A 25,233-nucleotide genomic window follows, 5' to 3' on the forward strand; every position below is an offset into this window, starting at 1 on the left:
AGCCTAAAATATTTACCACCCGTTAAGGTTAAATTGATAATTGTTAATGATATTTTGAATCATAGCTCTGTCCTGGATATACCAGCTGTTCAGTACACCGATGTGCCGGAAATAGGGTTTCTTTTCAGCATTCCGGAGGTAATTGATAATATGCACCGTCCACCCGTTCATGATTTTGATCTCGTGTTGTATCTTGGAAAGAATCTTCTGCCGGTCATAGCTGTCCATGAGGTAATCGTTTTCCTCATTCATCACACAGCTGCTGATATTCTCATATGAATTCATAGCATGGAGATACAGCTTAGAATAATAATTGGTAATCAAAACTGTATACTGAGGCTTTTGACCGGACAATTCCAGCATTTTTTGCATGTTTCCCACCAGTTTTGAAAAATCATAGTAGATGGCTTCAAGCTGCTTTCCCTGCTTTAGGGCAGAGTTCACATTTCGAAGCTGGTTGTAGATATGGTTTTTAATTACCACCACCTGTGTGGCTTTTTCTTTTATGTCGTCATAGGCTTTCCGCTGCTTTTCATAAGAATTCTGATACAGCTTTTCGGAGACGACACGTGTCGCCTGGTTAGCCGTCACCTGTGCCTGCAATTCCAGGTTATAATAGAGCTGATAATAATACTGGGCACTCCCTTTGATGAAAAATAAAGGGATGATTATAATTAATAATTTTCTCATTTTAATAAAGATTTGCGTTGTTGATAATGTCCTGAATGATTTTCTTATCCCGATTGATCCAGTTTTGCAGGAGATTGTTCCGCAGTTTCATTTTCCGTTTGGCATTAACAATTTTTTGCAAAGTGGAATAGGATTGCTGGCGAAGCCCTTTAATTTCCGATTGGGCGTAGTCGAGCAGTATTTTGCGTTCCGCTTTTTCCATTTCGTTGATGGTTCCGTAGGAGAGGACAATGCCAGCCATCAGCCTGATATCCATTTGAAGGCTATTGATGAACTCATATTGCCCGCTTAATGCCAGTGGAATCCAAAGAGGGGCATCTGCCAGCTCATCATAAATTTTGGATTGTATCTCGTAAATCTTATCAATTTCCTTTACAATGCTGACAGAAGCAGGAATAGCCTGAACGGCAAAGGATAGGTTGTTAAGCCTGCCTCTTATGTTTTCTGTGACCTCCCGGTATTTGTTCCACTCTTCCTTATTGGCTGATTCCAGCGCTAAGTTGGTCAGCTGCTTATTTCTCATCTCTTTTTGCTTTTCATTTTCCTGCATCGTTTTCTGAATCTCAGAATTGATCAGGTAATAGCAGATGTAGTTGCCTTCGGTAAACTGTCCCCGTAATGAGGAAGAATATATAATCACCAGGAGAAACAGAAGATGTATTAAAAACGGTTTCATAATCCTAAAGTTCCTGCGTTATTTAAAATTTGCTGAAAAATCTGCTTATCGGTATTTACATACGTCTGAAACGGATTGATGGATCTCCAGAAGCCTTTTTTCTTGGCTCTTTTGATCGTCCACCGCACATTGATCAGATACACATTCATCAGGCGGGTATTGTTCTCTATATTGAACAGTAGCCGCCTTCGGTCCCCGGAAGTGGCAAGGTTCAGTTCACCGCTGGTCAGAAGGTCGGCAACATCGGTATAAATGTCGGTAGCTTTATTCGTGACCAATTGAACAGATTTGTAAGCAAAAACACTGTATTCCGGTGCATCCTGCACTTCATCATAAATGCCGTTTACATTGGTAATGATTTTGGTTAGGTTGTTGTAAATATTCTGAACCTGGATTCCGTTCTTTAAGGTTCCGTTAACTTCTTTAAGCCCTTTATAGAACTTATTCTGAAGATCATTGGCAAGTACCATCTGCGTGGAGACAAAAGCCTGGGCCTGCTGAAGCTTGTTCATTTCGTCCACTGTCTTCTCCTGCTCATTTTTGATCTGGCTGGCATATAATGCCATTGCAGGAGCGGTCAGCACGTCGATATACGGAGTCTGCGCTTTAAGGAAACTCACGATAAAGACAAATAGAAGTACATTATATTTTTTCATAAGTTGTTGGTTGGTTTTTAATAAACTCCCGTAAAGTCATATCACGGTCAAGGAGTTCCCTTTTCATTGTTTTAAAAAAATCTTTTCCTTTATGCCGATGCTTAAAAGATTGATAATAACTGATAAGAGACTTATCAATAGGTCTTTGGTACAGGTTAACCAGCGCCACGAGGTTAGGGAGACTGTCTCCCAAGCTTTCTATATCCAGAACAAAATGCTCCAATGCCTGCTGATAATTTCCAAAAGCACCAACATAGTATTCAAGAGCAGATTTTTCTGGTTTTTCCGTTGTATAGGTCAAATATTGGTGCAGGGAGACCTCGTTACCATAGACTTCACCTTTGCTGCCCCGTTTAAGATAGAACTCCTTGAAGCGGCTTCTGCCACTTTTGTTATTCAGATTGTTGATCGTAAAAATCTTGCTTTGTTCTACATCATTAAGAGAAAGTAAGGCTGCGATGCGATCAAAATTGTCAATAAATTTGGTCTGATCCAGCAGTATAAACGTATCGGAATTGTTGATAATACTGTCTTTGACTACCGCATTTCCAATGATGTCATCCAGTTCCTGGGTAACCACAATGGCTTCACCCCAGAATTTTCTTACGGTTTTATACAAATAGAGGATATAGCCCCCCATCAGCTTACTGGCAATAGCTTTCCACGCTTCTTCCAGTATAATGGCTTTTCGGCGGTCTTTTCTAAGCCGCATTTTCTGGATAAAGGTGTCCATGATAATCAGCGTCACGATAGGAAAAAGTTTGGGATTATCCTTTACATTGTCAATCTCATAGACAATGAAAGGTTCTTCAAATAAGGAATTATCCGTACTTTCATTGAGGGCCGTGCCATATCTTCCTCCTTTGTAAAAATCTGCAAGGACATAAAGGAAAGTTCGTAGGTTAAACTCGCCTTCCGCAATCCTGTACTTTTTGTTGGACAGGTAGATCGGCAGGAATTTTTCGGCATACTCATAAAAGCTGTTGAACGAAAGCTCCGGAACATGAAGTTTTTCTTCCAGCTCAGCCACTTTTTTAATGAGTGCCCTTCTGAAAGCCTGTTCCCATTCCGGGGTATTGATCTGTGGTCTTCGTATAACTTCTCTCTTTGAGAGAATAAGCCGTGTTTCATCATATGCCTTTCGCTTTTCATCATGGAATAGTGTTTCATAGGCTTCATGGATTCTGTCGAACTGGCTGTCATCGTAATCTTCATTGTTAAAATTTTTATCCGGATGATACTGGATAGCCAGTTTTCTGAAAGCTTTCTTGATCTCCTCTTTTTCCGCTGTCATGGGAATACCTAAAATATCATAATAGCTCTCGTTTTCCCTGAACTGATTTTCAAAGTCCGCATATAATTCTTCTTCGTAAATATTGTATTTGTTTAGGTACAGGATGAGCTCACGGGATGTTTTGTGGGCGTACCAATTGGTTCCTCCATTGAAATACTGATGGTAATAAGACAGCAGAAGGTTATCCAGGATGGATTTCTGGGTGGTAGTCATCGAACCTTCAGGGCCTTGCCAGATCAGGAAGATTAAATTTCCTAAAAATTCTATCTTTTCAATATTGAATTCTGCTTTATCCATCACAAATGGGTTCATTGTGATGGGCTTTTCCTCCGTATATTGGATATATTTCCCGTTTTTGTATTTAGCAGTTCCGCTGTAACTGTCTCCAACATCTACAATCACCACATCATAATTATAGGTGAGGTATTGCTCAATAATGCTGTTCATTAGGAAAGACTTTCCGCTGCCTGAAGGGCCTAGAACAAATTTGTTCCGATTGTTGATCCTTCCGGTCTGCATAGGCAGATCGGAAGTGTCAATTTTAAGCGGAACACCCTGCCTGTCGGTAAACCGAAGATAAAAGCCGGAATGTTCATCTATGGGGTAGCTTTCTTTAAAAAAAAAACACAGCGAGGCTTCGCTCGTAGTGGTAAACAGATCATAATCTTTCAGCTCGTTGGCATTGCCGGGCATTGAAGCCCGGAACAGCTCCAACTGATTGTAGCTGCTTTTACTGGTAATGACCCCTTTTTGAAAGAGCTGGTTTTCAATCATAGACTGCGTTTTCTCCATATCCTCCCGCGATTCGCAGCCGATGACCAGGCTGTAATGAGCATCTACAATCAACTGTCCTTCTTTGGCAATACTATCCAGCAGTACTCCGATTTCTTCTGCGCAAATACGGTTCAAAGGCTCATTATGAAATCCTTCATGACGGTTTTTCTTATTGGACAAAAATTTGACTCTTTCTACCTGGTCGGGAATAACAATAATCTGATTATAGATGATCGTGTTATACTGTTCCAGATCATTCAGAAAAGAAAAATTGTCAACCGCCGTATTTTTTGTCGCCCCGTTTCCCCCCAGGGTAGTATAGGGATACATTTCATTGGGAAGCTCAATATTTTCTACATCAACCAAGGAAATGGCTTTTACAAAAGATCTTCCTATTTGGAGGTTGTCGTCCAGCGAACGGATATTATCAAGGGCTTTAGTTGTTTTTCCAAAATTCATGGAAAGAATGGAAGAAATATAATATTCAAAGTCCTTTTCAAAGAAAAACCGGGGCTCAAAGCCATTATCCTTCAGCAGCATAAAAACTTTTTCTGCTTTATCACGCAGATGCTTGTATTTTTTTTCAGAATATTTATACAGGCTTTTCTTTTTACTTTGGTCGATCCGGTGGGTAAACACCAAAATACTGTCGATGGTTTTAAAAATCCTGCCCTCAAAATGATCTGAATATTTCTGCTGTAAATATTCTTCATGAGGTTCAGCTTTGTAAACCTTCTTATCGAAAATGTCGAGTTTCTGTACAATATGCCCTTCGCCGATGATACTGATAATATTCAGTAAGACAGAATGATATTTAAGGTAAAGTTCCCGGTCAGCAGAATATTGAGTAACAATATTTTTAACCTGAATAGCAACAATGGGATTACCGTATTCGCCAATCAGGGCATCATAACGGGCATCCTGCTCTGCACCATAGTCATAACCGATAAAAGGAAGGCTAAAGGTTTTCTTTTTCATTTTCGTCAATTTTTATATTGGGTTCGTACTTCTGTTTCAGCTTAATTCTGGCAGGAATGATATGAATCTCATGGTGGTTCGCTGTTTTATTATACAACCCCTTGGATTTCTGAAGCCTAAAGACATTCCATATCAACCCGCCGCCGATAGCAAAAGCGAGCGCAATTCCTATAAAGAAGCCGATGACTTTGCTTAAGATAATCCCCAAGATCATTGTTCCTGCAAACGATCCCCCTGCATAATAGATGTATTTTCCTTTCAGTCCCTTAAATACAAGAGGCTTCTTAAGCCCCTTGTATAGAAAAAAGCTCCTTTCCATTTTTTAAATGCCAAAGAAGGCCTGGATAACGGTTGGAACGAGCAAAAGGAAAATACAGGCGCCACCCCAGCCGATGAGTTCTTTGTTGACATCGTTATCACCATTATTCCATTTATTATAAATTCGCACACCGCCGACAATTCCGACTACAGCACCAATCATCTGAACCAGGTTCGATACCGGCTCTACATATTCTTCAATATCCGACGTGGCAGAAGAAATAGCACCTGCACCTCCTGACTGTGCCAGTACAAGGTTAGAAACCAGTAGTATGGCAACGGCAAAAAATTCCTTAATGATGTTAAGTTTATTGAATGGTTGTTTAATATATTTTTTCATTTTGATATTTAAATTTTTGTTGAACAGTATTGAATTGTGCTTTCAAAAGCTGTTGGATTTTTGATAAAAAAATTCCAAAGCATACGGTATTACTGCATACTTTGGAATCGAAACAGGTGACGGCTTAGCCGTATCTCTTCTATTTAACTGTTAAAAAACTAAACTTGATTTATAAAAATTCTGCCCATTTTCATTGCTGACAACAATATGGCGGGAAGCTTTTTCAAAGAAATTCCGGAACACCTCATCCGATATAGAGGGCGGAAGGATTTCGGTTTCTTTGGATTGTACATCCTGCTCTTTAATGTTAAGGCTCGAACTTATTCTCGAAAGAAAAGACAATTTTTGCTCATTCTTTTCTTCAATGGCAGGTTCAGCCTCCGTATTATAATTGTCAATCGCCTTTTCTTCTTCATAGCGGACCTGTATCAAACCCGATTCGTTGTCATCGTCAGAAAATAATTCTTCTTCATCTGAAAAGGTATAAGAGCCTGGCATATTGAGATCTTCTGTTTCCTGTTCACTGACATGAGTAATATCAGCAGGAGTTTCATCCCTAATGCTACCAAGGCTTATCACCTCTCCTTCATTTTCATTTCTGAGGACCACAGGTGTTTTTATAAATAAGTCATACACTATATTTCCGGCATAGTACAACAGGTACAGTATGCCGGTAACTATAAAGACTTTTCCCATTAAAATTCTTATTGTTTTAAAATGTTGATGATGGTATCATAATCCTTCGACTTCAGGGTAAAATGCACTGCAAAGCTGATGAACCTGCTTACCGAAATTCCATCAGCGCGCAAGCTGACGAGTTCCCGGTATTGGGTATCCTGAATCCTGATCATTCTGCTGGTTTTATCTCTTTCCTTATAGGTTTGGACAAATTCAGTAATAACTGATAATAATTCATCGTCAGGAACAGGGGATTTTGATTCCGTAATTTTTGCTGTAGCTTTTTTTCCTGAAGCTTTGGATCTTTTGCTGGCGGTATGTACTTTTTCGGTTTTCTCATCTATAGGCAGTTGTAGATTCTTAGCCAGCTCTTCTTTATCTTCCTCTGTGGCATAGCGGTCTAAAATTCCCATATATGATAGATTAATTCATCGAATGTTTCTTTTACTGCCAGCTTTTGCTCATAGGTGAGCTCCTTGGTATTAATACTAAGCAGGCATTTCCGGGTAAATACCCAGCCGCCGATTACTTTCCCAATCGTTTCAAATTCAGCGTCCATTACAGGTTTTAGTTCATAGTTGTCATCTTTCCGCATATTGCTTCTGATAAAATATAATTTCGCATTAACTTTAATCAGTCTGAGCAGGTTGAGGAAAAGAACGGTAGACATCATGGTTACATTGGAATACCCAAAAGGAATAATGATAACGTCACTGTATTGCAATACCTGGGTATAATTATTTTGGATATTACCTGCCGTATCAAACAGAAAGACTTCTTCGCTCGTTTTGAGCTGTTGTAAAACTTTTTCGTTTTGGGTAAGGTGAATATTATCTTCTGAAATTTTTTCCACTTCATATAAATAATCCCCTTTTATTTCTTTGTCTTCTGACCACCTTCTGTAAAATGAACGCTGAAAATCAAAATCGATTACACTGACCTTTTTGTCGGTAAACAGGGAAAGATAATTGGCAAATGCAATGGCAATAGTGGTTTTGCCCACACCGCCTTTTTGGTTCGCAAAAGTGATAATCATCTCTTTTTTTTCTTTTTTCTGCGATTATTTTCATGTTCTTCGTTTACCGGCTGTGAAGGTTCCGCAATATCAAATAAGGAAGAGCATCGAAGCATTTCCCCGAAATCTGATGAAACCGGAACCTGCGCGCCGCTTACAATAGGATGCGGTTCGAAATTCTGAGGGGAAAGCAGCCTGGATAAGTAAAGATTTTGATAGTTTTCAGTGACCAATTCTTTTAACGTAAAAATGGCATTGTCGTTATGGTTAATAACATACAATTCATTTGAGAAACTAAAGATCTTAATCTTATCTTCCGTACTGCTCACTTTTCCAAAATTCCGGATATGATCCATTGTTGAATTTCGTGTTTCTTTCCAGATATTATAGGATGTCTTTTTTGAATTTTTCAAAAACATCATATAATCCCGGATCTCGCATTTGTACTCGTCTTCCAAATGCTTTTTGTAAGCTTCCTTCGTTTCGATTGTTATATTTGAATTGGCCAGAATTTCAAAGAGCTTTTTATCCAATACGCCGGAGGTCGTCCTGAAAAGGTCATCCATTTTCATGATTTCACTTCCTTTATAAATTGCTTTTGCTTTGTGGTCGATGATGGTGTAGCCGAACGGCAGTTTATCATCCTTGAATGAAAGAACAACGTCAATACCGAATTTCTTCTTCAGCTGGTATTGAAGTTCTGATTGGTAGGAGATGTATTTTCCTTTGTCGTCTGCTACTTTAAAAACAGCGTTTGAAAATACCTCTTTGTATTTTTTGAATATCGCAAATATCTGTTTTTTTCTGGTATCTTCAATATTCTTTTCTGAAAATTTTAAATCTCCGGTATTAATTGACATTAAATGTAAACCGTTGCAAAGGATATGAGTAGTATTTTCTTTTTCATACACAGAGTAACCGGAATTTTCCAGCAGTTTTTGTAACTGGCTGGAATTACTGTAAGAATACTCTAAAATTTGATACAGCTTCTTATGGACATCTGTTCCATACAGTTCTTTTAATACTTCCTGAAGGGCAGTCTGGCTTTTATATTTTTCAAAATCCCGTTCTATTCGTTTTCCGGAATACTTATCAACCCTGGAACTTACAATATGGATGTGGTTGTTGGAAGTGTCATTGTGGAAAACCACAATGTACGGCTGCTGTCCATAGCCCATCTTATCCATAAATTTTTCGGTAGTTAAAGCCAGCTGGTCTTTTGAATATGATCTCCCTTTAGCAGAGATTGTACAATGGAATTGGGGATTTTGAACACGTTTATTGTTATTGGAGATTGCTTTGAAATAGTTTTTAATCTCTTGCCTGCTTGAAGCAGAATTTAGGTAAGCAGGAAAATTTTTCATCAAAAGAAGCTCCCCTTTTCCCTTATCAATCTTCTTATCATTGTATGCCACCCCATTAAAATCTTTGGAGCTCTTATTTAAAATTTTGACGATCATTTGGAAAGTTCTGTATAAATTTTTTTGATGATTCGATTTTGCTCGGTTTTAAGGCTATTGAGCTCCTGAAGCTTAGAATTGTATTCTTTCAATAGCTCTTTCGGTATTGATTTTTCGGTATTGACATACCGCGCAATCTGGTTGATATTGTTCTCTATCCTGGCAAAGATATTTCCCTGCTTTTCAATAAAAGCCATGATTTCTTTACGGTCGTTTTCAAGCATTTTGCCTTCGACCATATTGACAATAAAATCTGAAAGGTAAATATTAGATTTCTGACAATAAGCTAGCCATTTATCTTTAATTGGCTGGTCCAAGCGCAGGGTAATCCTGGCATTTTTACTGCGAGTGGGAGATTGTTCTTTTTTCATTTGATTCTTCTTTAGGTTAATGACCTGTTATACAACTAATCAGGTAAATCATTTCAGTAAGATTGGCAAACGAGAAAGTTCTTCCCCTAATTTAAAAAGGTATTTAAATTAAAAAAAAATCAGTATTTTGCTTTAGCTCAATAAAATATGTCGCTATTTGCAAAAGATTGCAAAACAGCCGGGTGAGCCTGATCAGCAATTCATTAAAACTTATAACATATGAAGAAAACATATTTTATATTAATATTAACTGTTGCCACCACATATTTGTCTGGTCAAACAAATAAGCCAGAGAAAGTCTTTCAACTTTTTCCAACCCAAAATATGTGGACCTTTCTAAAGTTAAACACCCGTAATGGCCAAATTTGGCAGGTTCAATATAGTATGAAGGATACAAATCGTTTCGAAATAAAGCTCAACTCAAATTCTTTAACTACCGTTGAAGGTGAAATGGATGGTAGATTTAATCTTTATCCTACTCAAAATTTTAACAGTTTTCTTTTGCTTGACCAGATTGATGGTAGAGTTTGGCAAGTCCAATGGTCGACAAAGCCAGAGGAAATGAGTGTGGTTCCAATTAATAAAATTGAATGAAACCTTTGGATATTAAATTTTTTTTAGATGATACACCAAAAATAAAATTAAACTAATCATACATTTTTATTAGAAAGTAAATCTAAAAATTGCTTTGAAAACTCACCCGGTTTAATAAAAAATGGGGTTTCTCTGGCAGAAATAGGTCTCAATAGTCTTTGCAAATAATCAGTAAAATGTTTAGGATTATTGTAACTTTTTTTTGGCAGTTCATTAAGTTGTTTTGTGTGGGCTATTAGTAAATCTTTTAAAATTTTAAAATTGTCTTTAATATTATGATTCCACAAAATTAAAGTATCAATATCCATTAAAGTTAATGGGTGAATTTTAAATTTTTCATTACATTTTATATTTCTTAGATTCAGTTCTTCAATGAACCAATTATTCAATTTATAGTTAATTCCCATTGATTCAAAAACTCTGTCATGTACAAGTATTATAGGGAAAATTTCAATTTTATGATTGTATTTAATCGTATGATCAAACTTGAAATTTTGAGTGTATATAAACTCAATTGAATTGACTAATTGCTTAATACCAACTCCTTTTTTTTTGCTTTGTAAAAATCTTTCTTTTAAAAAATTTTCAATCGTTTCTATATCGTTTGCTGACTTAATTGATTTACTAATTAAAATATCTTTATTTTCAAATAATAATATGGTGTTATTATAGTTTATGTAATAATCAGGTTCATTTCTCTCTTCATTTTTGTATTCGATTTTTTTGGTAAAAAATTTTTTGCTAAAAATATCATCTAACAAGTTTCTCATCAGAAAATTCTCAGAAAATTCTTTATTATAGTAACTAAAGAAGTTATCAATTTTAATTTCATTTTCTCTAAAAATTTCTTGTAATCGAAATTTGGCGCTCCGATAAAATAAGTCTACAGCAAAATAAAAGTTAACAATGGAAAATCGATCTTCATCAATAAAATAGATTGGTGTCTTTTTTAATTCCGTAAAATCTTCATCTTCGGTAATTTTTGTAGCTGATATATTTTTTATTAAGTCAAAACAAGAAAGATTTTGACTTGTAAATATGTATTGATTATTAAGCTTAGCAATAAAAAGGGTTGCGAATAAATATTTCATATTGTATATAAAATCCTTTTCATTAGTCAATCCATATGATTTTATAAATTCGGTTTTTATTAATTCAAAATTTTTGATTGAAAGAAATTTTAATAAGCTTTCAACCTTGTAAATTGTTGCATAAATTAGTTTTACAAATTCATTTTTATCATCTTCAAACATTGAAATTTCACTTAATTGAAATCCTTGCAGAACAATAAAGTTTATGAAAGACTCTTTGTTTTGGTTTGTTTGGAAATCATGATTATACTCTGTAAATCTTGAATTTAATACCAGGAAAGCTTTGAACAGATTTAGTTCCGAGTTTGAGCTTTTATCTCCATCCACGCTGAATTTCTCTATGTTTGACAAGATAAGTTCTGAAAGTTTAAGATAAGAATGTGGTGAAATTATTTCGATATCCTTATCTGAACCACGTTTAAAAATTTCTATCCTTTTAGCAATATCTTTCGCTATTTCTTTATCAGAAAAAAAAATTATTATAGGTTGGTAATGGATAGGTATTGCAAAAACCAATGCTTTTAAGTAATAATTCCTTTGGAATTTTAAGAAGATAGAATAAAGGATTTTCCTTATTCTCTTCAGGAAAAACTTCTTCGAAGTGGGGAACGATTTTAAAGTTCATTAATGTTCTTAAGCTGTTATTTAAAATTCAAAAATACAAATTATTCTCGGCTATGATTATTGTAATACTGGGAAGAATGGAAAGCTGCAAAAGTTCAAATGAATTATCTGGAGAGTTGAATATTCATAACAGAATTCTCATTGAGAATTTTAGGAAAGAAATCCTTATCCTACTTGAAAAATAATTCCGAGAAAAAATTCAAATATTTTTTGGAGAATTTTTCAATTTCTTGGAGAATTGAATATCATAACAGAATTTTCGGAAAAAATTTTAGGAAAGAAATCTTTATCCTACTTGAAAAAAAATTCTGAGAAAAATTCAAATATTTTTTGGAGAATTGAATCTTACATACAGAATCCTCAGAAAAAAATTTCAGGAAAGAAATCCCCATTCTACTTGAAAAATAATTCTGAGAATAAATTCAAATATTTTTTTTGGAGATTTTTTTAATTTCTTGGAGAATTGAATCTTACATGCAGTATCCTCAGAAAAAAATTTTAGGAAAGAAATCCGTATCCTATTTGAAAAAAAATTCTGAGAAAAATTCAAATATTTTTTTGGAGAATTTTTCAATTTCTTGGAGAATTGAATCTTACATACAGAATCCTCAGAAAAAAATTTCAGGAAAGAAATCCCCATTCTACTTGAAAAATAATTCTGAGAATAAATTCAAATATTTTTTTGGAGAATTTTTTAATTTCTTGGAGAATTGAATCTTACATACAGAATCCTCAGAAAAAAATTTTAGGAAAGAAATCCGCATCCTCTTTGAAAAAAAATTCTGAGAAAACTTAAATATTTTTTTGGAGAATTTTTAATTTCTTGGAGAATTGAATCTTACATGCAGTATCCTCAGAAAAAAATTTTAGAAAGAAATTCCTATCTTATTTGAAAAATAATTCTGAGAAAAACTTAAATATTTTTTTGGGGAGAATTGAATCTTTTTTCAAAAAGAGTTTTAGAAAAAATCAGATTTTGTCTGACAAAAAACAATTCTGGAAAATATCAAATGAATTTCCCAGAATTAAATTAAAATTTAGCTTTTAAATCTTCAACAACTTTATTTGTTAATAATTCTCCACGAAGATCCTTATATAAATCTGAAAGAAAATATTTTGTTCCACCAGCAACTCCTTCTGTAATCAAAATTTCATCATCCTTTAACTTACTCAACAAATACTTAATCTGATTTCTATTTAAAGAATTTTTTAAATGCTGTTCTATTTCCCCAATTTTCATTTTTTTCCCTTGCAAAAGTAAAACGATGGATTCTACTTCTGTGGCAATATATTTTTTGCCGATCATTTGCATTTCTCCCTCTAATTTATGAAAATCCTCTGTAAGAATATATCTGTTAGTATGTGTGGACACAGGACGAATAAGCCCCAGTGTTAGTAATTGGCTTACTATATTTTCTTTTAAATGAGCAAAAATTCCTTTTCTTACTTTATATAGTGTGATAATTTGTTCCACCCCTAATTTAGGCTCTTTATCACTATTTTGATATTCATTGATAAAAACATGAAATGCTTTATCAGTAATTTGTGAGTATAATCCCAATGTAACTTGAAACATATCAGAAGGTGAGTAATCTGGTTCAGGCTTGCCTTCAGAAAGGGTTAATGAAAAAATTTTATCTACTCCCTGACCGCTTCTCTCAACCAAACCTGTTTTTTCTAAAATATCCGTCAATAGTCTGCTCCTTGGGGTACTGCTTACTGTTAGAATATTTTCAATATTAACCCCTTTAGGAAATCCTCCAGGATTAGTTATAATAATTTTATTAGGGTATTGTTTTATAACTACTTCACTGGATATACTATAATCCCGATGTGCTACTGCATTAAGAATTGCCTCTCTAAGAACAGCTTCGTTGAAATCATAAATATCATAAATATAGGTTCCATTTTGTATAGGATGCTTTTTATTGAGAAGTGGTTGGTTAATCAATTTCCAAACTTCTTCTACTGCTTTATATAATGGCCCCTCAATAACGATTCTATTATCAAAATGAATTTGAACTTCAGAGGTTCGATATTCCCAAATAATTTTGCATTGAGGTAATTTAGTATGTAGAACCTCCTTTTTAGCTAGCAAAATGAGACATGCATAATTAAGTCCGGAAGGTGTTTTAAGCTTTAAATCTGTCAGAATTTGCTCTTGGCTTAATTGTCCGAATAAAGGATTACGCTGCTTAATTGCATAGTTATCTTTCAAAATTGTAAATGCTTCATCATCAATATCATCTAATGTAAAGCCTTCAACAATTTTTGCCGAAAAATCAGGTTCTTGTTCGGATAGTATAGCAAACATTTCTTCATCACTCATATTACGTAAACTATCACCTACCCGCATAAGTGGTACCCCTTCAAATTTCAGCATTTTACCAATAGGTCTTGTAGGAATATGAGAAACCAATACTCTTAATCCATTTTCATCAAATAATTCTTCAAGACGAATTCTTATTTCCAACTTTTCATATACAGCGTCTTCTAATCCACCGAGCGTTCCTTTTGCAAAATTACTCCCAACCACAGTGTGCGGAAAAGCATCACTCATCCCGAAAATTAATTTACCACCTCCCTCGTTAGCCAGTGCAACAATATAACCTAAATAACATTTTCTTCGGTTTTCCTGTTCTTTATGTGAACCTCCATTAAAGGGGAAATTATTTTTAGCTTCTTTGAATTCTACTTTATCTTCCGATTCTTTTAGATATTGTAGTTCTTGTATTGTCATAAATATGGTGTTGTTACAAAAATATTAAAATTAAAGAAAGTATGTACCTTAAACAAGTAGAAAAGATTTCAAATTTATGATTCCATATTAAAAAATACTGTCGATAACCAGATCCACTTCATTAGTCGAAAAATCTTCAAGGTAACTTTCAGTTGTACTAAGTTTCTTATGTCCCAAAGACTGTTTGATAATATTGATGTTTACATCTTTTCTCAAAGCTGTTGTCGCAAAAGTATGCCGGGCTGTATAGAATGTAATGTGCTTATCTATTTCACATAATTTAAGGAGATATTTCAATTGCTTATTGTAGTATTTTCTTACTGAATATTTTCTATTATATAATTCTTCCGCAGAATATTCTTCCTTATTCATTTTCAAAATAGGAAATATATAAGGGGTCTCGTAAATCCTGTATTTCCTGTAGAAATTTAGCACCTCCCCAATGATTTCATTTTTTGGTAATTTCACGTTGATATGTGCTTTCGTTTTTATCCTGCTATAACTAAATTTTAAATCTTCCAAATGTGACCATTCTAATTCTGCCAGATCTGTAAAGTTCATCCCTCTTGCGTAATAACTGAAGAGATACAGATACCTTGCATGTCGGACAGATGGAGCTTTCTCCACATCAAAATCAATAATCTTTTCGAATTCTTGTTCAGATAAAGCCTTTTTCTTCTTTTGACTTTTTAATTTCGATATTTTATATCCTTCTTTTGAAAAAGGATAATGGATTTTGGAGACAACTTTTGCTTTAATTGCTTTGTTATAAACCATTCTGATATTCCTCATGTAGACGGCAATCCCGCCATCATCTGCATTTTTACGGAGATGTCTCTCGAAGCCGTTTAAAAAAGGTTCGTCAATATCTTCAAACCTATACCTATCAATATTCCTTTTAAATTTTCCGAGGGCTCTTATTGTTGTTTCCAAGGAAATTTTATAGCTGATTTGTCCGTTTTCCTCCATCATTTTAATCTCTTTTTCAAAAAACTCTTTGAGTAGAATTCCGGAATTTCCACGAAGACGATAATGGTTGTCAAATTGTATTAAAGTAACCATTCCCTGCTCTTTTTGGATTTTCTCGATAATATCGGTTGCCTCATCTTTTAGGGTTCTCAAAGATGAATTAAAGGAAAGATGATTTCTAAATTTAGAATTGAACTCCCCTGTTTTAGAATTCCATTCAATTAGCTTACATTTGTACGGAGTAGAATAAAATTTTGACTTCCTATTTATTGTAACTCTCAAATAAATAGGAAATAGCCCGTCTTGTAATGGATTCTTTTTGCAAATGGTTTTAATACTTGGTTTCATATGTTTAATTTTTAAGTATAACATCAGTACAACATGTTGTACTTGATACTCAAAATGGATGAAACCAAAAATAGACACTCAACACCTTAACTCAATGCAAATCAGCATATTTGAAGCTAAATACAAATAAATGAAACCCTATGGTTTTCATCTGTTAATCAGAGGGTCGCTGGTTCGAGCCCAGCAGGAGGAGCCCAACTGACAAAGTCGCCAAATTGGCGGCTTTGTCGTTTTTTATTCTTTCCCCAAGACCTTGGCGATCGATCTTCTTAAACAACCAAATAATTATGTATTTCGGCAGTTTAAAAATATATGGCTGAAAATGTCCACACATTGACCATTTTAAAAAATAATTTCTGATTACATTTGTGTCATAAGACTTAGCATATGGCCACAAAATTTATCTTCCTCCTTTTACCTCAGGTACATATTTTAGATATTGCCGGGCCCGATCAGGCTATTCATGAAGCTATAGATTTTAATGCTGATTTTGAGATTGAATATTGTGGCATAGGCAAAAATGTAGTATCTACGAGTGGTTTACCTTTTGGAACTGTAAAACATTTCTCAGAAATTCAGTTTAAAAAAGGAGACTTTCTGATTGTTCCGGGCTGCGATTATTCCTACTTATCATCCAACGAATTTTTAAGGCAAAAAGAATTATTTAACTGGATCAATTATTTATACAATCATAATGTCGCCATCTGCAGTATTTGCACGGGCGCATTTGTTTTGGCTGAATCAGGCCTTTTGAATGGAAAAAACTGCACCACCCATTTCAAGAAAACCGGTGAACTGCAAAAGAGGTATTTAAAAATTAAGGTAGTTGAAAACATTTTGTTTACCGATCAGAATAACATCTATACCAGCGCAGGAATTGCATCCGGGATAGATCTGATCCTGCATATCATTGAAAAACTGAAAGGCAGCCATATGTCACATCTGGTAGCAAGGGAGTTAGTCATATTCAGCAGACGGAACGGAAACGACAGCCAGGAAAGCGAATTTTTAAAATTCAGGAATCACATTCACACAGGCATTCACAAAACCCAGGATTTTATCCTCGAAAACATCAGCAGAAAAAACAGCTTATATGATCTGGCAGAAATAGCTGCCATGAGTGAGCGTAATTTTACAAGAATATTTAAGAAAGAAACCGGGGTTACGGTCAATGAATACATCAATGTGATTCGCAAAGCAAAGGCTGTGGAGCTTAAGAAAAATCCCAACCTGTCTAAAATTGAAATCGCCAATAAAGTGGGCTTACAAAGTGAAAAGCACCTGTCGAGAATTTTAACCATTGATACGAAATGAAGACTCCTTTCAAGATCATATTCCTGCTTTACCTTTTTCCGGTAATGGTATGCGCACAAAATATAGATACAAAGCATCTCTCACTCCGTCTGCAATTCGACTGGCAGCAACGGCAGGCCTTTGGCAGCGCCGAAATTACAGGTTCTGTAATGAGTGAAAATGATAAAATCATATTAGATGCCGGAAAATTATTCATTCAATCCATTGAAATAAATAGTAAAAAACTAAAATTCCACTATGACGGAGGTGATACGGACAATAATCTGGAAATTATTTTAGACCGAAAATATAAGCCTGCTGAAAATTTCACTATAAAAATTAATTACAGAACCCTTTACGAAAACCGCACTGATCCGAACGCTATCGGAGGAAGCCTTGGAAAAGGATTAAGGTTCCTGCAACCCACTTCCACTACCCCCAATAAACGAAGGCAGATCTGGAGCAGTGGCGAACCTCAGAATAATAAGTACTGGTTCCCGTGTAACGAAGACATTGCCGACATTCACACCACTGAGATCAAAGCAACTATTGAAAAGCCTTTGATGCTTATAAGCAATGGAAGTCTTGTCGATATCATCGAACATCCGGATAATAATACAAGAACTTTTCATTACAGATCAGAAGTTCCTTTTCCCAATTATCTGATATCTGTTGTGATAGGGGAATACATTGATGTAATACAAAAAAACAATCACACAGCCATTCACAATTACGGTTACCCTGACGAAAAAGAAGCCGTAAAGGCAACTGTAGAACTGATCCCCGATATGATGCGGTTTTTGGAAGAAAAAACAGGCTATGATTATCCATTAAAAAACTACATCCAGGTTGTTGTCCAGGATTATCCCTTTCCGGGATCAGTGGGGCAAAATGCTGCATCTATCCTTTCAGATAACTATATTGATGACCATGGCGTGCATAAAGATTTTAAATATCTGTGGGATGGTGTTGCCATGCAGGCATTGGCCAATCAATGGTTCGGCAGCCTGATCATGCCTGCATCCTGGGAAGATATTTGGCTAAATAATGCTTTTGCACAGTATTTTTCCGGGCTTTATACAGCAAAAAGCAATGGAAAGGAAGAGTACCTCACTTATTATCACCCTTTTGAAAAAGCAAATATATTGAGCGACTGGAATACAGGAAATAAACATCCTATTGTCAGCACCAATATCGGAGACCTTGCTGCATTCATATCAGATAGTTACTCGAAATTTCGCGGCGCATTGATTTTACGTATGCTTCAGAAAGAAATGGGTGATGAGAGCTGGTGGAAAGCTATTCGGGACTATGTGAAAAACAATTCCGGAAAACAGGTCAGCACAAAGGATTTCCAGAGCGCTGTAGAAAAAACATCCGGCAGATCCTACCAATGGTTCTTTGAACAATGGATTTATAAGACAGGTCTTCCAAAGTTTGAAGTAATTAAAAAGTACGATACATCACAAAAACAGCTTTTCATTACGGTAAAACAGGTTCAAAATCAGGAAAATAAAACCGATTTTCATCAGGTCTCCTTTTTTGAAGGTAAAATAGATGTTGAAATTGACAATACTATTGAAAGCCTATATCTTAAACCACAAGCCGAAAATATATTTACTTTTCCGGCAAAAACCCTTCCGAAATTGGTCAACTTTAATTATGAAGAAACATTCTTATGTGAAACTATTTTTGAAAAATCCACTGATGAATATTTCTATCAACTGCAGCACAGCAAAGATGTACTTGCCCGGCAGAAAGCCTTAGATAAGCTGACAGAAGCAGCGAATGACAGCCATGCAACTACCTTGTTTAAAGATCAGGTGATAGATGCCATTTTTACAGAGATTCAATCCGGGCAGTATTGGAGATATCGGTGGTATGCCCTCGGTTCATTGCAAAAAATCATGCCATTAACTTATAAGGAAAAGACCATTTCGTTTTTAACATCACTCATAAAAAAAGAAAAGTCGTGGATAAAAAGTACGGCTATAAATATGCTCGGAAACACCAACGCTCCTGAACATAAAAACCTATATATTCAGGCATTAAATGACGAAAGCGACAGAGTGGTCAATGCAGCGGCCATTGCTTTAGGAAAAACAAAAAGTCCGGACGCTTTTGAAATATTGATGGATCTGGAGAACAGGCATTCATGGAAAAATCAGAATCGGATCAGTGCATTAAACGGGTTGCAGCAATTGGGAGACCCACGAGCTATTGATTATGTACTGACCCGCCTGGAAGACAATCGATCACCCAGATGGTATCTTGCAACACCCGTCTGGGATTATCCGTTTGCTGCCGTCAATACTTTGGTGGCACTGGGAAAAGGGGAATCAGGCTATCCGGTCCTTATAAACAGGTTTAAGAGATCTTTGCAGGATAATGACCTGAATGATATTTTCCAGAACGTCCAGCTCATCAACCTCTTAAAAGACGAACGTGCCAAAGAAATTTATCTTTTACTGAAAGAAAAATACAAAGATGACCCCTATGTTTTAGAAGCGGTCAGCAACTACGAAAAACAATTTATAGAAAATATTAAAAAATGAAAAAATCAGACATCAAAAAAATGCCGTCTTATTTTGACCGGTATATTGATTTGGCGGAAGATGTTCCTTTATCAGAGTCTCTGCAGATAAGCTTACAGGAACTGGAAGATGCACCCATAGAGAAATGGCGGGCTTTGGGCGAAAAAGTGTATGCCGAAGGCAAGTGGACCATTAAAGATATTTTACAGCATTATATAGACACCGAACGTGTGTTTGCCTACAGAATTACCGCAATTGCCCGTGGTGACAAGCAAAAAATGCTCCCTTATGATGAGGAAGCATTCGCCCGGAATACAACAGCAAACAGCCGGACAGTGGAAGATCTTCTGGAAGAGCTTATTTTGGTGAGGAAGGGTACTATTGCAATGTATAAATCTTTCGATGAAAAAATGCTGCATCAGTCAGGTAACGGCTTTAATGGCATGCAGTATTGTCCTCTGGCATTAGGGTTTATGCTGGCAGGGCATCAGCGCTGGCATTTCAGGGTTATTCAGGAAAAATATTATCCTTTGCTCAATTGTTAAATTTAAATATCCCCGATCCGGATATTTCCAAATATAACACTGCTTCACAAGCTATTGATCTGCACAGAATTGCAGGACAAAAGAGTTACAGGATCTGTAGCTCTTTTTTAGTTTCCGGCAGCATTGTATCTGTTTTTTATCTTTCAACGTTCCCGCTTCACAATATAATAACACCAATACCGTTATTTTGCTACCTTTGCAGTTTTGTAATTCAATTACTGAACCATTAAAAATTTTTTAATTTTTTAAATAAACTGCACGCTTTTTGTTTATGCTAAATGCCTGAAGAAACGAATGATGTTTAATAACAACCCTAAATATTACTATTTATTCTTTTTAATAGTTCTCTCTCATCTTGTCTGTGCCCAAAATACAGCAAACGGTAAAATTATAGACTCAAAAACCAACAAGGAAGTCTCCGGTGTAGATGTTTTCATCAATGACAGCAACAAGCCTTATTTAACAACCACTAACGGAAGTTTTAGTGTGCAGTCCGACAGCATTATCTATAAGCTGAAATTCCTAAGAAAAAACTATGCCCTGATGAGTATAGACATCACTACTGACAACCCCCGTAACCTGACCGTAAAACTGACCCAGGATAAAGTAAGCAATATTGAAGAGGTGGTGATCCATAATGAGAAAACCAAATTCAAAAGCAAAAAGGAAAATCCGGCTTACACCATTATGCAGGAAGTCTGGAAAAGGAAAAGAAATAACGGTTTAGATAAATTCGATACCTATACGTATAAGGAGTACGAAAAAATACAGTTTGATGCCAATAATCTGGACAGCGCCTTCATGAAGAAAAAAGTTTTTAATAAGCTTGATTTCATTTTTGATTATGCAGATTCCACTGCAAGGGGCAAAATGGCGCTTCCCATCTTCTTAAATGAGGCCATCTATGAAAATTATGGTGAAAACAAACCCGGAAAGAAAACAAAAAAACTGTTAACGGCCCAGAAGACATCAGGATTTCAGGATAATCAGATTGTTACATTAACAGCCAAAAACCTTTACCGTGATATTAATATTTACGATAATACTTTAAACTATTTCGATATAGGCTTCCCAAGCCCGGTAGGAACAGACGGCTTCAGCACTTATGATTATAACCTGATAGACACCATCTCCATCCGAGGGGAAAATGCCTACAAAATCAGATATCAGCCCCGAAGAACCGAGGTTTTGGCCTTTCAGGGGTACCTGTATATTGATACGGACAATTATGCTGTCCTGGGAGCTACTTTGAAATCCACACAGAAAATAAATGTCAATTTCATTAATGCGATATCTACCGAACTGGAATATGACAATCCGGATGAGAATACTTTCCTTCCTAAAAAGTTTGTCACCGAGATCGAAATGACCCCTTTTTCAAAAAAGAAAACAGCGAAAAGTATCATTGCCAAAAGATCTGTAGATTATTCAGAATATGAATTCAACAAACCATTAGATCCTGCTGTTTTTACCCGAAAGCAGGAAGAATATGATGACAGCTTCACAGACAAGGATGATGCCTATTGGGTAAAAGCCAGGCCGGACTCCTTATCCAAGGCCGAACAGGGTGTTTATGACATGCTGGATAAGCTTCAGCAAACCCCAAAATTCAACAGGATCGTAAAATTATATGAAACTCTGGGTTCAGGATATTATAACATCACCAAAGGAATTGATCTGGGCCCTATATTTTCCATATACGGGGTAAACGAAGTGGAAGGAGACCGGATAAGGCTGGGAGCCAGAACTTATTTCACCCGTAATGACCCGTGGAGAGTCCAGTTTTATACGGCTTACGGCTTTAAAGACAAGCAATTTAAATATGGTGCCGAGGCAAGATATATGTTCAACCGGGTAAACCGGTTTATGATCGGGGCCGGAACAAGGAGAGATGTGATGCAGCTTGGGGTTCAGCTCACCAATGATGATGGGATTATGTCGCGTTCATTTGCTTCATCCACTGTATTTGCCAGGGGAGAAAATGCCTCTTTAAGCTCGGTGAATCAAACGAATGTTTTCACGTCCCTAGAACCTTGGAAAAACTTCCAGATCAGGGTTGACGGGACCGTGCAGAGCATCAAATCTGCCAATCCGGAAGGGTTTAACCTGATGTATTACAGAAACGGGGATCTGAGAAAAACGGTCAATGATTCGCATGTAACCCTCAGTTTAATTGCAAGGCCGGGCGCCAAGTTTTCCCAGACAGGTATAGACCGGTATGAACACGGAACATTGGCCCCAACTATTGTTTTAAAGTACACACGAGGAATTGAAGGATTATTCAATGGGGATTTTAATTATAACAAACTCCAGTTTATGTTCTACAAGCCTGTCTTGATAGGAAGCTGGGGTAAAACCTTAATTAATTTTGAGGCCGGTAAGAATTTTGATACTGTTCCATTAGCATTGCAGAATGTGATCCCTGGTAATCAGTCTTACAGTCTGGCGACCAATACTTTTGCCCAGCTGAATTATTATGAGTTTGTGGCTGATACCTATACCACGCTTCATTTGGAGCATCATTTTAATGGTAAGATCCTTTCCTTTATCCCTTTAATCAAAAAATTAAAGCTGAGAGAGGTTGCATTTATCAGAGGAGCTTACGGAACATTAAGCGATGAATCAAAGAATATTAATGTGGAAGGATTTAAATATTCAGCCCCAAGCGAGCATATTTACTATGAATATGGGTTTGGAATCGAAAACATAGGATTTGGAAACCTCAGGATATTCCGGGTAGATTTTAACTGGAGAGGAAACTACCTTGACAGACCCGATATTTCCAAATTCGGGATCAAAGCAGGATTCCAGTTCGGATTTTAAAACAAAACCAGCTTATGTAAAGCTGGTTTTTTTATTGTTAATATTCTGAGGGATATCCTTTGCAGCCATTGCAGTGGGCTACGATATACACTATATTACAGGAAGGTCTTTTCCCTTCAGGAATGCTGCAGTAGATATCACATGGCAGACAGCCGGTTCCCGGAGCTGCACCGGCCATTACATTTTTAAGCGCCTCTCTCTTTAGGCTTTTTAAATTTTTCATATTATTTTGTTTTAATTTGCGCCTACTCTGTATGCTTTTCGGCTTACGCAGTTCGATTTGGTATACCAAATATAATAAAACATTTTATTCCGGAAAGGCCATAAAAAAGCCCCGGCAAATGCCGGGGCTTTTTTATTTTATATAACGCGTAGATTATGCGTTAGGCTCTACAGATACAAAAGATCTGTTATTCGCTTTTTTTCTGAAAACTACTTTACCGTCTACTAAAGCAAACAAAGTGTGGTCTTTACCAATACCCACGTTTAAACCCGGGTGGTGCTGAGTACCTCTTTGTCTAACAATAATATTTCCGGCAATAGCATCCTGACCTCCGAAAATCTTCACTCCTAATCTTTTAGAGTGAGATTCTCTACCGTTTTTGGAACTACCAACTCCTTTCTTATGTGCCATTTTATTTCTGGATTATATTATTTATTAAGAGCTTTGAAATTTCCGATATTCTTTACAATAGCAGCATCTACTTCTTCATGGGTAAGAACATCTTTTCCTAATTCAGCTTTTACTTCTTTACCTAGAGTAATTAAAGCTTCTCTGTTATCTTTAGACTGGGATAAACCGTTTTTCTTTAAGTGATAGTTCAGTTCGTGATCTTCACTGAAGTTAACGGTTGCATTGTCTGAAAGAATTTCTGTTTTGGTTTCTGCTTTTGCTGTCGTCTCTTTCTTAGCTGCAGACTTTTTAGCACCTCCTTCAAATCCGGTGATCCCTGTAATTTGAATTTGAGTTAAAGATTGTCTGTGACCGTTCTTAACTTTGTAACCTTTTCTCCTTTTTTTCTTGAAAACGATTACTTTGTCAGCCTTTACATGGTCTAAGATCTCAGCGTTAACAGTAATACCGCTTACAGCCGGGGCGCCTACAGTGATTGCTCCGTTTACGGTAAGAAGAACTTTGTCAAAAGAAACTTTGTCTCCCTTCTCTCCTTTTAAACGGTTTACAAACAACTTCTGGTCTTGCTCAACTTTGTATTGAAGCCCTGCTATTTCTACAATTGCAAACATTGTTTATAAATTTTTAGTTATTTCGAGGTGCAAATATACAAATTATTTTATAATTAACACACAATCAGTTTAATGTTTTTACAACAACAAACAATTCACTATGTTTTGAATAATTTCTCCTCATAATGCATTGATATATAGAAGATAATTTTATACCTTCGTCTTCACCAAAATTATTTATATGAAAAAAAACTTTAAATTCTCCTTACTAGCAGGAGCAATGGCTGTATTCTCACTGACAGCATGTAACGATGACAAAATGGAAGAAACCGTATTACCGGAATCCCAGGCGGAAAGTGCAAAAATTGAACAACCCGGAGACATCGAAAAAATCTGCTCCTATGTAGACCAGTACTGGACCTCATCCTCTGTTTTGAAAACCGCACTTCAGAATTCCACAGACACCAACTTTATGAATTCGCAGATGACCAAGATTGCCAGCCTTTGGGGAAGAAGCAATCCTACCCTCCGGTTTGTGGATGACCCGTCCAGTTTCAACTCAACCTACAATGCCATTTCCTATTCTACCGGTAAGATCTATTACGGGTATGCCATCTATTATGATGCAAAATCCAAAGGCGGTGATATCGTAAACGCAATGATCCTTGCTCATGAGTATGGCCATCAGTTACAATACATCTATAATCTCCCGTCCGTAAGCGAGTCGACAGCAAGACCGAATGAGCTGGAAGCAGACGGTTTTGCAGGATACTATTTAAGAAGGCCTGCAGGGTATAACAAATCTTCCTTTACCGAGATTGCGGCAGCTTATGAATTTGCCCAAAGCATCGGAGATTACCAGACTACCCACCCGAGTCACCACGGGACACCCGCTCAGAGAAGATCTGCTGTCCGCTTAGGTTTCCTTTTAGGTCAGTATGCCCTTTCAGCAGCTGATTTTGATTATAATTTCTTCTATTATTATCAGGGCGTTCTGAACGGCACATACAAAATGGCAAAAAATACAAGAAACCCGGAAATCGATGCTTATATGAGCCAGTATATAGAAGAATTGAAAAAGATCCAGACCGGGGAAATTTCTGCTGAGGAATTCAAACATCTTAAATAACATTCATTATCAACATATTTAAGAAGGAGGTAAGCATTGTCTTACCTCTTTTTATTGGCTGTAATTCATAAACTTTATTTACTTTTGGTTTAGTTTATTATCATCTAT

23 protein-coding genes are annotated in these 25,233 nt (G+C 36.2%); 6 read left to right on the forward strand and 17 right to left on the reverse strand.

The annotated features are described in order from the left end of the window. Positions 1 to 12: 12 nt before the first annotated feature. From HNP38_RS12510 to mobC, 11 genes are all read right to left on the reverse strand, one after another. Positions 13 to 690, reverse strand: coding sequence for a hypothetical protein (locus HNP38_RS12510; RefSeq protein WP_184190006.1), 678 nt, complete (start codon positions 688 to 690; stop codon positions 13 to 15). A gap of 1 nt (position 691) precedes the next feature. Then, positions 692 to 1,366 (reverse strand): hypothetical protein, encoded by a 675-nt coding sequence (locus HNP38_RS12515; protein ID WP_184190008.1) that lies wholly within the window; start codon positions 1,364 to 1,366, stop codon positions 692 to 694. Next, positions 1,363 to 2,022, reverse strand: a complete 660-nt coding sequence (locus HNP38_RS12520; protein WP_184190010.1) for a hypothetical protein — start codon at positions 2,020 to 2,022, stop codon at positions 1,363 to 1,365. Before HNP38_RS12520 ends, HNP38_RS12515 begins: the two co-directional genes overlap by 4 nt. Further along, positions 2,009 to 5,068: a TraG family conjugative transposon ATPase gene (locus HNP38_RS12525; protein WP_184190013.1), complete on the reverse strand. Its 3,060-nt coding sequence runs from the start codon at positions 5,066 to 5,068 to the stop codon at positions 2,009 to 2,011. The genes HNP38_RS12520 and HNP38_RS12525 overlap by 14 nt, the downstream gene beginning before the upstream one ends. Then, positions 5,049 to 5,387: a DUF4133 domain-containing protein gene (locus HNP38_RS12530; RefSeq protein ID WP_184190015.1), complete on the reverse strand. Its 339-nt coding sequence runs from the start codon at positions 5,385 to 5,387 to the stop codon at positions 5,049 to 5,051. Before HNP38_RS12530 ends, HNP38_RS12525 begins: the two co-directional genes overlap by 20 nt. 3 nt (positions 5,388 to 5,390) lie before the next feature. Then, positions 5,391 to 5,726: a DUF4134 domain-containing protein gene (locus HNP38_RS12535; RefSeq protein WP_184190017.1), complete on the reverse strand. Its 336-nt coding sequence runs from the start codon at positions 5,724 to 5,726 to the stop codon at positions 5,391 to 5,393. Between the two features lie 150 nt (positions 5,727 to 5,876). Further along, on the reverse strand, positions 5,877 to 6,422 hold the full coding sequence (locus HNP38_RS12540; protein ID WP_184190019.1) for a hypothetical protein: 546 nt from the start codon (positions 6,420 to 6,422) through the stop codon (positions 5,877 to 5,879). Between the two features lie 8 nt (positions 6,423 to 6,430). Then, complete coding sequence (locus HNP38_RS12545) at positions 6,431 to 6,817, reverse strand: hypothetical protein (RefSeq protein WP_184190021.1); 387 nt, start codon at positions 6,815 to 6,817, stop codon at positions 6,431 to 6,433. Beyond that, entirely contained in the window at positions 6,805 to 7,440 is a 636-nt protein-coding gene (locus HNP38_RS12550) for a ParA family protein (RefSeq protein ID WP_184190023.1), read from the reverse strand. The genes HNP38_RS12545 and HNP38_RS12550 overlap by 13 nt, the downstream gene beginning before the upstream one ends. Further along, positions 7,437 to 8,879 carry a relaxase/mobilization nuclease domain-containing protein gene (locus tag HNP38_RS12555; protein WP_184190025.1) on the reverse strand — a complete coding sequence of 481 codons (1,443 nt, stop codon included), beginning with the start codon at positions 8,877 to 8,879 and terminating at the stop codon, positions 7,437 to 7,439. Before HNP38_RS12555 ends, HNP38_RS12550 begins: the two co-directional genes overlap by 4 nt. After that, positions 8,876 to 9,250: a plasmid mobilization relaxosome protein MobC gene (gene mobC / locus HNP38_RS12560; protein WP_184190027.1), complete on the reverse strand. Its 375-nt coding sequence runs from the start codon at positions 9,248 to 9,250 to the stop codon at positions 8,876 to 8,878. Before mobC ends, HNP38_RS12555 begins: the two co-directional genes overlap by 4 nt. A gap of 219 nt (positions 9,251 to 9,469) precedes the next feature. Between mobC and HNP38_RS12565 the strand changes: the two genes are divergently transcribed. After that, the gene (locus HNP38_RS12565; RefSeq protein WP_184190029.1) at positions 9,470 to 9,844 is read left to right on the forward strand and encodes a hypothetical protein; all 375 of its coding nucleotides are present in this window, start codon (positions 9,470 to 9,472) and stop codon (positions 9,842 to 9,844) included. A 56-nt stretch (positions 9,845 to 9,900) separates the two neighbouring features. Here the strand turns inward: HNP38_RS12565 and HNP38_RS12570 are convergent, their stop codons facing one another. The 3 genes from HNP38_RS12570 to HNP38_RS12580 all read right to left on the reverse strand — a co-directional run bounded on the left by HNP38_RS12570 (position 9,901) and on the right by HNP38_RS12580 (position 15,640). After that, complete coding sequence (locus tag HNP38_RS12570) at positions 9,901 to 11,451, reverse strand: hypothetical protein (RefSeq protein ID WP_184190032.1); 1,551 nt, start codon at positions 11,449 to 11,451, stop codon at positions 9,901 to 9,903. Positions 11,452 to 12,589: 1,138 nt separating this feature from the next. Next, positions 12,590 to 14,299, reverse strand: coding sequence for an ATP-binding protein (locus tag HNP38_RS12575; RefSeq protein WP_184190034.1), 1,710 nt, complete (start codon positions 14,297 to 14,299; stop codon positions 12,590 to 12,592). 87 nt (positions 14,300 to 14,386) lie between these two features. Then, complete coding sequence (locus tag HNP38_RS12580) at positions 14,387 to 15,640, reverse strand: site-specific integrase (protein ID WP_317166733.1); 1,254 nt, start codon at positions 15,638 to 15,640, stop codon at positions 14,387 to 14,389. A 363-nt stretch (positions 15,641 to 16,003) separates the two neighbouring features. On the opposite strand from HNP38_RS12580, the gene HNP38_RS12585 reads away from it, so the two are divergent. From HNP38_RS12585 to HNP38_RS12600, 4 genes are all read left to right on the forward strand, one after another. Further along, positions 16,004 to 16,930, forward strand: coding sequence for a GlxA family transcriptional regulator (locus tag HNP38_RS12585; RefSeq protein ID WP_184190038.1), 927 nt, complete (start codon positions 16,004 to 16,006; stop codon positions 16,928 to 16,930). After that, positions 16,927 to 19,464: a M1 family aminopeptidase gene (locus HNP38_RS12590; protein WP_184190040.1), complete on the forward strand. Its 2,538-nt coding sequence runs from the start codon at positions 16,927 to 16,929 to the stop codon at positions 19,462 to 19,464. The genes HNP38_RS12585 and HNP38_RS12590 overlap by 4 nt, the downstream gene beginning before the upstream one ends. Then, positions 19,461 to 19,988: a DinB family protein gene (locus HNP38_RS12595; RefSeq protein ID WP_184190042.1), complete on the forward strand. Its 528-nt coding sequence runs from the start codon at positions 19,461 to 19,463 to the stop codon at positions 19,986 to 19,988. Before HNP38_RS12590 ends, HNP38_RS12595 begins: the two co-directional genes overlap by 4 nt. A gap of 294 nt (positions 19,989 to 20,282) precedes the next feature. Then, positions 20,283 to 22,811, forward strand: a complete 2,529-nt coding sequence (locus HNP38_RS12600) for a DUF5686 family protein (protein WP_228461058.1) — start codon at positions 20,283 to 20,285, stop codon at positions 22,809 to 22,811. Between the two features lie 37 nt (positions 22,812 to 22,848). Here the strand turns inward: HNP38_RS12600 and HNP38_RS12605 are convergent, their stop codons facing one another. From HNP38_RS12605 to rplU, 3 genes are all read right to left on the reverse strand, one after another. Continuing rightward, positions 22,849 to 23,034: a hypothetical protein gene (locus HNP38_RS12605; RefSeq protein ID WP_184190044.1), complete on the reverse strand. Its 186-nt coding sequence runs from the start codon at positions 23,032 to 23,034 to the stop codon at positions 22,849 to 22,851. 153 nt (positions 23,035 to 23,187) lie between these two features. Further along, complete coding sequence (gene rpmA / locus HNP38_RS12610) at positions 23,188 to 23,445, reverse strand: 50S ribosomal protein L27 (protein ID WP_184190046.1); 258 nt, start codon at positions 23,443 to 23,445, stop codon at positions 23,188 to 23,190. Between the two features lie 17 nt (positions 23,446 to 23,462). Next, a complete protein-coding gene (gene rplU / locus HNP38_RS12615) occupies positions 23,463 to 24,056 on the reverse strand; it encodes a 50S ribosomal protein L21 (protein ID WP_184190048.1) in 594 nt (197 codons plus the stop codon). 181 nt (positions 24,057 to 24,237) lie between these two features. Here rplU and HNP38_RS12620 point away from each other — a divergent pair, with 181 nt between their 5' ends. Continuing rightward, entirely contained in the window at positions 24,238 to 25,125 is an 888-nt protein-coding gene (locus HNP38_RS12620) for a metalloprotease (RefSeq protein ID WP_184190050.1), read from the forward strand. Positions 25,126 to 25,233 lie beyond the last annotated feature (108 nt).

It is taken from the genome of Chryseobacterium defluvii, from assembly GCF_014204415.1.
In the GTDB taxonomy this organism is placed as follows: Bacteria; Bacteroidota; Bacteroidia; order Flavobacteriales; family Weeksellaceae; genus Chryseobacterium; species Chryseobacterium defluvii_A.